The sequence below is a fragment of the Limnobacter sp. G6BE5S genome (assembly GCF_058448965.1).
This window is the reverse complement of the sequence record NZ_JBZFLM010000008.1, coordinates 1-12,302: the sequence shown is the minus strand read 5'-3', so window position 1 is coordinate 12,302 and position 12,302 is coordinate 1. Positions and strand designations below refer to the sequence as shown.

The window sequence follows — 12,302 nt, the reverse complement described above, 5'->3', positions numbered from 1 at the left end:
GGGGGATAAAAGCGGTCTTTTACGCCTTTAGACGAATCCGTTATTCAGCCGAGATAGGCTGACAACTCTTCGCGTGGATCGGCCAACAAAGGCCCCAATTGTGGCAGGGCAATTGAACCGATAGGCTGCGCCACAGCATCCATCAGGCCGTTAAGAACCTCAGCGGACTTGGCGTAATAATCAACACTCAACAAAGGATCGGCAACCGGGTCCAAAACATCGACTCCCGTGGCATCAATGGCCGAAGACAATAGATCGCGGCCGACACCCGCGACGTTTTCTTGTAGAAACCCGCGAACTCCAGAGTCAAGCTCCATACCGGTATTTACCAGAAACTCACGAAACTCGCCTTGACGACTACCATCAAAGGTGTCACCAAAATCTTGTTGAGACGCCTCAGCTTGTGCAATAGCCTGTTCGATAAAACCAAAGAAAGAAAATCCGTTGACATCGCTCGCAAGGCTCTCAGAAGAATCTTCCGGGCTCAATGCAGCGCCGGGCAAGTCTGATTGCTGGGCATCAAAGTCACTCTCGTTTTCAACTGAAAACTCGTCAAAGCGTGACATTAATTCCGGATTTTGAATTCCCATGCCCACGAATCCGCTGGGCAAGTCGCTCAGCTCATCATTCATGGTTAACGATGCAAATCGATTAGATTGCTGACCAAGTGACGAATCAACAAATGAGTTGTCTACGGCCTGCGAAGTGTATTCCACCTCACTTTGAATAGACTTGATCGTGGTTTCCAACTGAGCAAGACCTGAACCGGCATTGGCCACATCAAGTGCCGCTAAGAGCGTATTCAAACTTACTACACTGTAAGACTGCGCAGTGGCACCGCCAAGCAACGCAACAGCGTGGTTGGTCTGATCTGTAATCTGGTCTTTGATACCGCTCATTGTTATGAAATACCCCTTGTCGGAGTCTTTATTTAAACAAAAGCGCGCAGAAGACTCAATCCGGAAAGTGATATATTTCAATCACTTGTTTGTAGGCATTTGATGCGTTTTATTAGGAAAAATTACTCATTTACCCCCTCTTTGGGGTTACTGATTGATCTCAGCCACGTAAAACCACTCCTGCCCGGCTTGCGACAAGGTATTCGGGAAAACAATAAATCCGTCCCGACTGGCCCGGACTTCCTCCCCGCTTTGCCGAATCCCGATCAGCTCACCTTTTCGAATGGGATCGAAGCTTGACCAGGAACGAACAAACTGGTCATCAAAATGGTGCTTGTCATTCACCTCAACCAAACTGAGATGTTGGTATTCACTGACCGCCAGCACAGGCAAGCCATCGATCAAATCCAGATGAATCAAAGCATTGGAAATGGCCTGATAAGCCACATCTGGTCCTGCAGGATCATCATGCTGACCACATTCCAAAGTTACCGCATAACCCCCACTTGAGCGCATACACTCGGTGGTGCCCATCCCATAACGTGGATCGGTATTCAAACCCTCACCTGACTGAGCTGTCGCCTTCAGGTAGGCGACCCGATTCGCTACACCCTTGGCGTAAGTGTCCAGCCATCCATCGACAAAACGAGACACCCCCAGTCGTAGCGCCAATCCACGTTCTGCGCTTTCATGCTCAAAGGACTCCAGCTCACTGTTGTTGTTCCTCGGACCAAACAAAGCGAAAGGTATGTCCCCTTTCTGAAAGCTGTGTATGTCCAGCAAGACATCATGTGCGGCCAACAGAGGACAAAGCCAATTTGCAACATGGTCTTCAAAGTCAGCCGGATTATTCGTAGGCGTCAAATTGCGATTCAGGTTTCTGTCGCCATTGCGCTGCTTTCGGTTGTAAGCCAAAGGGTTGGTAATCGGAACGAAAGTTAGCTGCCCTTTGGTCAGAAAACGTTCACCAGTCTCAAACTCCTGAATCATCTTCAGAATTGCCTTGCTGCCCGACACTTCGTTACCGTGAACGGCACCAAGAACAATAAATTTTGGCCCCGGCTCCAAACCTGTGAAAGTGACCGACTTAAATTGCAAAGGGTGAGGAATGGCAGGGAGTTCTGGAAACTGCATGGCAGAAATTGGCGAATGAAGAACGATTCAAGGAGGTTACCACAAACCCGAGTCCATAAAAAAAGGGCAGCTTAAGCTGCCCTTGAGTTCATGACAACACCTGTGATCAGCGACCTGGCCCCTCTACCGAAGGACCAAATCGTTTTTTAACCGCATCAAAGGCAAACAAACGCACCAAGGCCGGAATCAAAATTACTGCCCCCACCATGTTCCACAAGAACATGAAGGCAAGCAACATCCCCATGTCGGCCTGGAATTTGATTGCTGAAAACGCCCAAGTGAATACACCCAGAGCCAAGGTGACAGCAGTTAGGGCTACAGCCACACCGGTAGATCGCAAGGTTTCAAAATAAGCATCCTTGAAATTCAGACCCTTGGCCAGGAAGCTCTCCAAACGGTTATAGATGTAAATACCGTAATCCACACCAATACCCACACCCAGTGCAATGACCGGCAGTGTAGCTACTTTAATACCCAGGTTCAGTTGCACCATGATTACCTTGCACAACACCTCCGTGATAAACAGCGGGATCATAATGGCCAGCATCACGCGGAAACTCTTGAACTCCCACCACACAAGCGCACCAACAATGCTGTAAACCAACAGCAACATGGTTCTTTGTGCCTGTTCCACCACAATATTGGTTGCCGCTTCAATACCGCTATTGCCCGCTGCCAGAGTAAATTTGGCATCGGCCGAATCATTCTCTGCTGCAAAAGCCTGCACCTTCGCTACCACGCGCTCAAGCGTCTCCGCCTTGTGATCAGACAAAAACAGAATAACGGGTGTCATCGAACATTCGGAGTTGTACAAGGTAGTGGGAATGTTTTTGTGTGCACCGTTGGAGATGAAACGATCACGAGAAATGGCCAACCATTTCGGATTGCCGCCATTGAAACCCGCAATGATGTTTTTCATCACAGTGAAAAGCGAAACAGTGCCTTCCACCCCAGGGGTATTTTCCATATCCCACTGAAAACGATCTACAGCCGAAGCCACAGGGTACGCGCCGCACTCTCCCGCAGGGGTTTCAACCATCACAACAAATACATCTGAACTGGTCGAGTAGTTTTCCACCAAGAATTTCACATCCTGGTTGTACCGTGAATCGGGACGCAATTCAGGCGCGCCGGGGTCAAGGTCACCAATCTTGATTCCAGAGGACGCATACAAACCGCTCACAAGAATTACAGCGGCAGCGGCACTAACGCCATAGGCCACTTTCTTTTCTGTCAAGCGAGAAAGCCAATGCGACACCGTGTGCTTGCTGGCTTCCTGTTTGGCTACTTGCTTCAGACCACGTTCCGTCACATCGGTGTAACTCATCAGCACCGGAAGCAAAAACATTTTGGTAAAAATAATCACCGCCACACCAATCGAAGCGCTGATCGCCAGTTCGCGAATCACACCAATCTCGATCACCAGCAAAGTAGAAAAACCAACGGCATCGGCTAGCAAAGCCACAGAACCCGGAATAAACAACAAATGGAAAGTGGCTTTTGACGCTTCGATTTTGTTTGCGCCATGGAATCGCTCCGTGGCCATGGTTCGAACGTTTTGAATCGCGTGACTAACACCGATCGCAAACGTCAAAAACGGCACCAGAATCGAATATGGATCCAAACCAAACCCAAGCAGGCTCACTGAACCCAAGTGCCAGATCACTGCAAGCGAACAACAGAAAATGGTTGCAGCCGTACTCTTCCAGCAACGGGAATACCAAAGCAGCAAAATCACAGTAAGAACGAAAGTAATGGCAAAGAAGCCCGCAATGTCTTTTGCACCTTCGATCAGATCACCCACGACCTTGGCAAAACCAGTGATGTGAATCGAAATGTCGTCACTCTGGTATTTGTCGCGAATCAATTCTTCGATTCGCTCTGACAACTTGCCGTAACTCAGCTTTTCACCAGAATCAGGATCAACCTCCAACAGCGGGGCCAGGATAATTGCCGACCGCTGATCATTCGATACCAAAGAACCAATTCGGCCTGATTTCTCAACGTTGGCCCTCACAGCTTCAATTTGCTCAGGCGTCCCCGAGAAGCCCTGTCCTATCACGGGCCCCATTCGAAGGCCTTCCTCGGTCACCTGCCGCCACATCACATTCGGCGTCCAGATCGAACTCAAATTACCCCGATCCACACCCGGAATGTAAAACACCTCATCCGTGATCAAGCGAAGCTTTTCAAGAAAGTCTGCCTCGTAGATCGTGCCATTTTTGTTGTGTACTGCAATTCGCAACACGTTACCCAAAGGCCGTAATTCATTCTCGTAATTCAAATAATTGGCAATGAATGGATGCGTGACGGGTACCATTTTCTGGAACGATGCATCGGGTCTAAGTTGCACCGCATGGTAAGCAAAAAACACCGACAGCACTGCAAAAATGGCGATAACCAACTTGCGGTGTCCAAACAAAATCGACTCAAAAAACCGTTCGACTTTTCCCAATTCTTCTTGATTGCTCATATCAATTCTTCCAGTTAGCGTGGCAGCGCGAGTGTTCTAGGGCCATTCTGACCGCTCAGTACCAAAGTGTTATTGACCAATGCCATCCCAGTGACTGGTTTACCTTCCTCGGCACTGACCATTCTCAAAGTAGTACCCGACTCGTCGGTACTTATCAGGCGGCCTTTCTGATCAACAAACATGGCAGCCTTCCCGACCGAAAGTCCTTGAACAAAACTTTCCTTGCTAGGACTTTTCAATTGCCACCATGCCGCAGCGCCAGCCCCCAATCGATACACATTGCCACCAAAGCCATAGGCAAACACAATGGGTTGCCCCTGTTCATTCCGCAACACAACTGTTCCATAGAAATGACCGTTGTATCCCGTCTCTGATCGTGTCCAATTGACACCGAAATCATTAGAGATATAAACCCGACCAGCCTCACCGGCAATCAATAGCAATCCAGTCTCATCGCCATACAAACCGTTGTAATGCCGAAAATCGGGATTGTCCAAACGATTCGCGATCAGGGTCCAGGTCGAGCCACTGTCATTGGTTTCAAAAATCTGGCCATAGCTACCTACCACCCAGCCTGTATTGGAATCTTTGAACCAAACATCCAACATCGGCCGGGCCGGGCCGAATCTAGCACCCGCCTCCGCATCTTCAAATGCAAAAGTAGCCGCCTCCAATGCTTCATTCATCTTGTCTTGGTCTGCAGGGCTTGCCGCGTCATAACGACTCTGCATGTCCTCCATCTTCTTTTTCGCTGCCGCCACAACCTGCTCGTTGGCTTTAATACCATCAAATACTTTGGCCCAAGTCGCGCCCGCGTCTGTCGATTTCAACACGACACCGTCATGGCCCACTACAAAGGCAAGGGTTTCATTTACGAACTGCACACCAGTCAGATTAACTGACACAGGCACCTTGGCCTGAGTCCACACTTTACCCTCATTGTCTTTTACACCTTGAGCAACATCGCCAACTGCAAAGTCCCGCTTCAAGATAATGCCGCGCTCACCGACCATTAATACGGTATCGCCATACGAAGTAACATTCAGCAGCAATGCTTTTGCAGCTTTTGGCGCTTGAATTGCGGGCAACTCCAAAGGGTCTTTGAATGCATAACTGTATTGACTTGCACACAATCCAAAAGCGAGCAATGTTGCGCGCAACAGTGGCTTACTCATGCCATCTCCAATTTAAAAAACCCAGAGAATTTATTTCTCTGGGTTACAAAATATTTAAACCCCAGGTGCTTGGAGCTCAAGTTGCTCCAAACACACTGAATAATCATTACCGACCCATGCGACGCAATGCAGCTGTCGAAAAATCAGCGGTGGTGTACTTCTTGCCAAATTCGATAGGCTTCTCTTCGTTTGTCAAAGCATTCACGAGATAACGGCGTGCCTGCAGGTCGTAAATCACCTCGCCAGCGGGTCCAAATGTTGGTGCATCATAAAACTGCACACCAAACACCTCACGAACTCGCCACAAACCGCCACGCGCATCGTACTGATCACCGTGCAAAATCGCCCAGGAATCCTCATCCACATAGAACACACGCTTGGAGTAAATATGGCGCGCACCCGGCTTCAAGGTTCCCTCAACAACCCAAACACGATGCAATTCGTAACGCAAAAGATCAGGATTCACATGGTTGGTCTTGATAATGTCGCTGTACTTTAACGCCTTGCTGGTCAACTTGAAGTTGTTGTAAGCCACGTACATTTCTTTCTTGCCAACCAACTTCCAGTTGTAGCGGTCCGGTGCCCCGTTGTACGCGTTGAAGTCATCGTTTGTACGCAAACCGTCGGCACCAATACCTGGTGAGTCGTAAGCTAGCTCTGGCGCACGAATTACCCGGCGTTGGCCCGGATTGTACTGCCAGGCCAAACGAGGCTCTTGAACCTGGTTCAAAGGCTCATGCACCAAAGCCACCTCACCAGCCGCGTTTGCGGGTGCTGTTGTCTGGTTCAAGTAATAGAAAATTCGATTTGGCTCCGGATCTGCCATGAAAGCCGCATAAGAAATGGTCTCTGTACGCTTACCCACAGTGAAACTTCCATTGGTTTGAACCGGGAAATCTGCCGAATAACGCGTAATTGAACCACCCAGATCACGCATAATGTGGTTCCAGATCACCTGGATACCCTCGGTTGGAATCGGGAACGGCACATTGGACTTCTTCAAATTCAAGATACCATTGCCACCCTCGGCCAGCTTGATACCCGCCGCTTCTTCTTTTGCATATTTGTACACATCTGCACGGTAAGCAGCCGTACGTTGCGTAGGGTACACGTTGATTTTGTACGTGGGATAACGCTTCATCATCTCCATTTGACCGGGCGCCAGCTTGTCCTTGTGCTGCTCCATGTTGGCAGCATTAATGGTCAACAGCGGCTTGTCGGCCGCAAACGGATCCAGGTAACCCTTGCTGGGGTCAAACCCAGCGGGTGGTTTCGCCATACCGCCGTTCCAAGCCGGAATGGTACCAGCGGCATTTCCAGCCTTTTCTGCGCCGACCGGTGTTAGCGTTGTACCCAGTTTTGAAAAATCAGCCGACTGCGCGTGGACAGAGACCGCAGTTCCCAACAGTGCCAGAGACACGGCCAACTGCTTGATTTGCGTCAATTTCATTTCAATACTCTCCTAAAAACAAATCTCAAATGGCTCACCCTTGTAGTTCCACCTTTTACAGGTTGGCGCCCACTACCAAAGACAGGAAGTCACGGTCTTTGAATGGATCGAAATAAGCCTTGTCATTGAACATGCTGTAGTTCATCTCCGCGAAGTACTTGGCAGACTGAATCTCAGCCCTCAATCCCAAGCCCAAATTCATGCGGTCTTCAAGAAATACGCCATCCGCTGAATAACCCTTAAAGTCATGCGAGAAAAAGATTCGAGGCGCCAAAGTAACGCCAAACAATGCATCTGGATATTGGGCCACTGACAAAATACGATAACCAAATGCGGTCTCGGTTGCATAGCCATCAACAACGCAATTCTGGGGATTGGGGTTTACGCCGGCATTACAATCACCGCCATTGTATGTCGCGTGGGCACCGGCACCGAATGCAGGTGAACGGCCGAAACGTTCACTGGTGAATGGATCGCCGATACCGCGCCACATTTGCGCGCCCAATTCAGCGACAAGAGCCACTTGACTAGCACCTAGACGACGCGGAAACAGCTTGATCGTTGATACCTGTGCCTGAATTTTATCCAGGGGTTTGGATCCCGACAAAATTGATCCTTCCGGAAATGCAGTGTTATCCCCATAGCGTGCCAAAGGACCATCACCTGTGGCACCGCCTTTCAACAAATCGGCAGTGTTGTAGGCTGCAGGAAAGTCTTTAGTGTAACTAACCTCTCCAAACACTGAATAGCCGAAAAACTCAGTCGCTGCAGAAACCCCTGCCACCTGAATATTCTCAGCGCCATAGTCAAAGAAATAAGACAGCGGGTTCACTACACTCTGACCACCAGCTTCAAGTCCATTGAAAATTGAACCCTCGTAATTCGAAGGAGTTTTCTTCAAAGACAAATTGGGGATCCGTTGATGGTAATTTACGACGTAAGCACCGAACTCAGTGCCGATCTCACCAGCATAATACCGCGCAGCCAAGCCAACCTGCCCACTATCTTTGGGTCTGCGGTCAGCCAACTGTGCCATGCGGAAGTTAAGATTACCCAAATCAGCAGGTAGCCCAGTGATCCCACCGATCAAACCCGTCAAACCATTAATCCCTGATGTTGTCGAGGTATCAAACGGCGCGCCACCGACAGTCACGGTACCCCCACCCTCGAAACTCTCGCGATCGTTGTATCCGGTAAAATCAATGTCACCCAATGGCGTACTCAGAATACCTGGGTTAATGGGGGAACCCTGAAAATTACAATTCAGCAAGTCAGCAGGAGAAAAGAAGGTACCACAACCATCAACCACCACTTTCTCGTGATTGAGCTGAACAAAAGTTTCTAGTGAAAGCTCGTCTGTTGCCTGCAAATTTGCAGAAATTTGTGGGATCGGCAGGAACACTTCCTTCAACTGAGCGCCAGGGCGGCGCAAGGCAGCGGCGTCAAAGTTTGAATATTGATTCACACCGCCAAGTACGAAAAGGGCCTCCCCCCATGTCACAACCTGATTACCCGCTTTCACGGTCAGTGGTTTGCCCAAGGGTTCGAAATCCCCAAACACATAAGCATCCAAGAACTGGGCATCTTCAAACTTGGTACCTTTGTCGAACCCATTGTCGTTCAAAGGTTCGTTTGGCCGAAAACCATTGTTTGCGGAACCGTGAGGTACGCGGTTGCTGCGGTTGTGAAAATCTGAAAATGCCTTGGCACGAACGAACACGCCAACATTGTCTTTCTTCAACTCAAGCTCGCCCACCGCTTTGGCCACCGCGTTGAAGACATCACCCTTGTTGTAGTTCAAATTACCGTCGTCCACCGTACCGCTAGAGGCCTTGCCACCATTGCCGATAAACACCAGCGACTCATCGGCATCCTTCGTTCGCATAGAGGCACCGACAGTGACCTCCATTGCCCATCGCCCCTCAATGCCGGCAGGGCCTTCGAAGGCGCCTGCAGCGGCCGACAGACCGTGCGTGGAGACCAGCGCAGATAAAACGGCAAATTTCAAAGTGGAATTCTTGGGCAGAAAACCGGCCATGTGTGTCTCCTCAGGGCCTTATGGCCTCTCGAATAGGTAGTTAGATCACTAATCTGAAGTGTTTAGTTGTTACCCCTCTTACTAAAACACAGAGCATTTAGATTCACAAATCGAACAATACCCACAAGAAATAGAAAAGCGCTTGCAAAAATCCATGTAACTTGTGAGTAAATTTCGATTCCCACTGTGCGCCCAAGTTTAAATTTGCGCAAGAAACAGATTGCCCTAACACACAGTAAGAATCACACTGACAAAGTGAACAACCATTCAGCGCACAGCCGTGACACCATTTTATAACCACAAGCAATACCAACTGATTGCAAAAGCAATTCAGCTACTGGAGCAAAACGCAAGCGGCTTCGGCGTGGATCAACCGCAAATCGAGCTCAAACTTGACACACTGGCCAAACATTTGCACACCTCGTCATATCACCTGCAGCGCACGTTCACAGAGTGGGCTGGAATCAGCCCCAAACAATTTTTCCATTGCCTGCAGAAGGATCACGCCCGCAAGCTGATTGCCTCCGGCAAAAGCATTCTTCAAACGTCCACTGAACTCGGGCTCACAAGCAGCAGCAAACTCCATCACTTGATGTTGAAGTTCGAGGCCTTGACACCAGGGGAGATCAAAACGCAAGGCTTGAATTTAACATTCACGATTGGGCAGGCGGTCAGCCCGTTCGGTCAAGTATTCATTTGCCTCACAGACAAAGGGGTAAATAGCCTCGAGTTCGAAACCGATGAATTGACCTATGGGAGTTGGGCCAATGCGCTCGCCGGGCTGTATCCCAAAGCGACTTTCGTTGAGTCACACAAGAAAGCGGAGAGCATCATCGCGCAAATTTTTCGCCCAGCTGCACAGCCTCCATTCGATGTGTGTTTGCACTTGCGAGGCACCCCATTTCAACTTCAGGTTTGGCAAGCGTTGATGCATTTGCCTCTAGGGCACTTGGCCAGCTACCAACAAATCGCAGCTCACATCGGGAAACCTTCGGCCAGCCGTGCGGTGGGAAGCGCCATTGCGAAAAACCCGATCGCTTTTCTTGTTCCTTGTCACCGAGTCATACAAGCCACAGGGGAATTGGGGCAGTATCGCTGGCAAAGTGAACGTAAAAAGGCCCTGCACCTTTGGGAACAGGGCCAAACATCAGCATCGGTCAACGTCGCTTGAGCAACCCGTCTTCAATCATTTGTGCGAAATGCTCGCACAAAGTTTCTGTTAAAGGTCTGTATCTAACACCCAAGCTGCTCGTGGAACGACTGTTATCGAATTTCAGCGCATAACCCACATTCTTCTGAATAAAATCCCGACTGACTCCTGCCGCAATCGGCGCCACCAACTTTACTAAAAACTTTGGCAACTGCTTCTTGGGCAGTGGATACTTTGGAAAACGTGCACGCAGAATAGTGGCCATTTGCAACAAGCTCGCGGTGTGGGCAGACAAAATATGACGTCCCTCCGCATCTGGATTAAATCCCGCCGAAATATGAGCCTTGGCCACCTCACGAACATCAACAATGCCGAACTCCAGCAAAGGGACCCCAGTGCGCTGTCGCCCACTACCCAAGTCCCGCATTACGTCGATACTTGTGGATTGGGTTTGTGTGGTCAAAGAAGGCCCCATAACCAAACTTGGATTAATTGTCACTAAGTCCCATCGAGATTGATTCTTACAAATTTCCCAAGCCCTTCGCTCGGCCATCACTTTCGAATACGAGTAAGGCTGATGGCTTTCGCTACTGGTGTTATTCCAAAGCTGCTCAGTGAAAACACCACCTGGTGCCTTCAAAATTTCAACTGCATCCCCATAAATCGATGCGACCGAACTGGTAAGCACAACTCGGCGAACCGATTCCACAGCGTTACAAGACTTTAAAACATTGTCGGTACCCTCCACTGCCGGGCGAATCAATGCCTCATAGGGATCAGTAAACCCCTTAATCACGAAAGGCGAAGCAGTATGAATAACCAACTCACACCCCTCGATTGCCTTCGTGAAACTACCTTCTTGAATCAAATCGGCGTCAAACAACTTCAGCGTGCCCTTGGCTCCATTGGCCGCCTTCAACAGGTGGGCAACCGAACTTTCTTTGCTTGAATCGCGCACCGTTGCATGAACCAAAAACCCGTCATCCAGCAAATACTTCACAATCCAACTGGCGATATATCCCGACGCGCCTGTCACACAGATCGGCTTGTTCTTGTCAATTGCTACCATCTTCATCATCCTGCATTCAAATTCTGTTTAATATAAAGCATCACCCATTACCAGCACTGCCCTTGCGCACTACTGTAGCACCCCATGAAATCAACATTGAATTTATTACGCACGCTTAAAGTCATTCCATTCATCCTCCTGGGTGGTTGCTCAGCGCTTCAAGTCGTCAACTCCGTGTCAAAAATTTACACCGCTGAGGTAAAGGAAAATATTGAGTTTGGTGCCCACCCCAAGCTCAAATACGACTTGTACCTGCCAGACAACGCCAATGAAGAGTTCAGCAGCACGCCAGTTGTTGTTTTCTTTTATGGAGGCAGCTGGAATCGGGGTGACAAATCAGAATATGAATTTGTTGGGCGACGTCTCGCCTCCATGGGGTACATCACTGCCGTACCTAACTATCGCCTGTATCCCGAAGTTCAATATCCCGATTTTCTGGAAGATGGCGCACAAAGTATTGCGCACCTGAGCAAAGAGCTGGCCAAGCCTGAATACATCAAGCTAAACCCCGCCACACAATATGTTTTGATGGGCCACAGTGCCGGCGCGTACAACGCAGCCATGCTTGCCCTTGATCCCCGCTGGTTAAACGCCGCAGGCCTTGAACACCAAACAAAGGTCCAAGGACTAATCGGCCTGGCCGGTGCTTACAACATTTACCCGATCAAAGACACCGATGTACAGCCTGTCTTTAACCACCCCAACTACCCGACAAAGTCCCAACCAATCGATTACGCCAACAAAGGCAATGCACCAACGCTACTACTCGCTCCCGAAAGCGATACCTTAGTCAGCATCGAGAGAAATACCATCGCACTGAACAGAGCAGGCTTCGTTTAATCGGACAGTTTTTGTGGATTTTTAATAAAGATCCAGCACTGCGGGTTAAGCGGCCAATGCCGCAACTTGGCTGA

The 12,302-nt window shown here is 49.4% G+C and carries 9 protein-coding genes; 2 read left to right on the top strand and 7 right to left on the bottom strand.

The window, feature by feature from the left end:
• Positions 1-44: 44 nt before the first annotated feature.
• The 6 genes from ACVL1J_RS14165 to ACVL1J_RS14140 form a co-directional block, all read right to left on the bottom strand.
• Complete coding sequence (locus ACVL1J_RS14165) at positions 45-899, bottom strand: hypothetical protein (protein WP_491665446.1); 855 nt, start codon at positions 897-899, stop codon at positions 45-47.
• Positions 900-1,046: 147 nt separating this feature from the next.
• Entirely contained in the window at positions 1,047-2,033 is a 987-nt protein-coding gene (locus ACVL1J_RS14160; protein WP_394673663.1) for a M14 family metallopeptidase, read from the bottom strand.
• A 106-nt stretch (positions 2,034-2,139) separates the two neighbouring features.
• The gene (locus tag ACVL1J_RS14155; protein ID WP_491665445.1) at positions 2,140-4,506 is read right to left on the bottom strand and encodes an efflux RND transporter permease subunit; all 2,367 of its coding nucleotides are present in this window, start codon (positions 4,504-4,506) and stop codon (positions 2,140-2,142) included.
• 14 nt (positions 4,507-4,520) lie between these two features.
• Positions 4,521-5,681, bottom strand: coding sequence for a WD40/YVTN/BNR-like repeat-containing protein (locus ACVL1J_RS14150; protein WP_491665444.1), 1,161 nt, complete (start codon positions 5,679-5,681; stop codon positions 4,521-4,523).
• 106 nt (positions 5,682-5,787) lie between these two features.
• Positions 5,788-7,131, bottom strand: a complete 1,344-nt coding sequence (locus tag ACVL1J_RS14145) for a DUF1329 domain-containing protein (RefSeq protein ID WP_159568368.1) — start codon at positions 7,129-7,131, stop codon at positions 5,788-5,790.
• Between the two features lie 55 nt (positions 7,132-7,186).
• Complete coding sequence (locus ACVL1J_RS14140) at positions 7,187-9,169, bottom strand: DUF1302 domain-containing protein (RefSeq protein ID WP_341236509.1); 1,983 nt, start codon at positions 9,167-9,169, stop codon at positions 7,187-7,189.
• Positions 9,170-9,449: 280 nt separating this feature from the next.
• Here ACVL1J_RS14140 and ACVL1J_RS14135 point away from each other — a divergent pair, with 280 nt between their 5' ends.
• Positions 9,450-10,340 (top strand): methylated-DNA--[protein]-cysteine S-methyltransferase, encoded by an 891-nt coding sequence (locus tag ACVL1J_RS14135; RefSeq protein WP_341236510.1) that lies wholly within the window; start codon positions 9,450-9,452, stop codon positions 10,338-10,340.
• On the opposite strand, the gene ACVL1J_RS14130 is transcribed toward ACVL1J_RS14135, so the two are convergent.
• Positions 10,327-11,388 (bottom strand): SDR family oxidoreductase, encoded by a 1,062-nt coding sequence (locus ACVL1J_RS14130; protein WP_159568365.1) that lies wholly within the window; start codon positions 11,386-11,388, stop codon positions 10,327-10,329. The two genes, ACVL1J_RS14135 and ACVL1J_RS14130, sit on opposite strands and share 14 nt — an antisense overlap.
• Positions 11,389-11,472: 84 nt before the next feature.
• On the opposite strand from ACVL1J_RS14130, the gene ACVL1J_RS14125 reads away from it, so the two are divergent.
• Positions 11,473-12,228 (top strand): alpha/beta hydrolase, encoded by a 756-nt coding sequence (locus ACVL1J_RS14125; protein WP_491665443.1) that lies wholly within the window; start codon positions 11,473-11,475, stop codon positions 12,226-12,228.
• The last annotated feature ends 74 nt before the right edge of the window (positions 12,229-12,302 follow it).

Bases quoted from the DNA above. Each gene is read 5' to 3' on its own strand.
- ACVL1J_RS14165 (WP_491665446.1), bottom strand. From the start codon at position 899: ATGAGCGGTATCAAAGACCAGATTACAGATCAGACCAACCACGCTGTT.
- ACVL1J_RS14160 (WP_394673663.1), bottom strand. From the start codon at position 2,033: ATGCAGTTTCCAGAACTCCCTGCCATTCCTCACCCTTTGCAATTTAAG.
- ACVL1J_RS14155 (WP_491665445.1), bottom strand. From the start codon at position 4,506: ATGAGCAATCAAGAAGAATTGGGAAAAGTCGAACGGTTTTTTGAGTCG.
- ACVL1J_RS14150 (WP_491665444.1), bottom strand. From the start codon at position 5,681: ATGAGTAAGCCACTGTTGCGCGCAACATTGCTCGCTTTTGGATTGTGT.
- ACVL1J_RS14145 (WP_159568368.1), bottom strand. From the start codon at position 7,131: ATGAAATTGACGCAAATCAAGCAGTTGGCCGTGTCTCTGGCACTGTTG.
- ACVL1J_RS14140 (WP_341236509.1), bottom strand. From the start codon at position 9,169: ATGGCCGGTTTTCTGCCCAAGAATTCCACTTTGAAATTTGCCGTTTTA.
- ACVL1J_RS14130 (WP_159568365.1), bottom strand. From the start codon at position 11,388: ATGGTAGCAATTGACAAGAACAAGCCGATCTGTGTGACAGGCGCGTCG.
- ACVL1J_RS14125 (WP_491665443.1), top strand. From the start codon at position 11,473: ATGAAATCAACATTGAATTTATTACGCACGCTTAAAGTCATTCCATTC.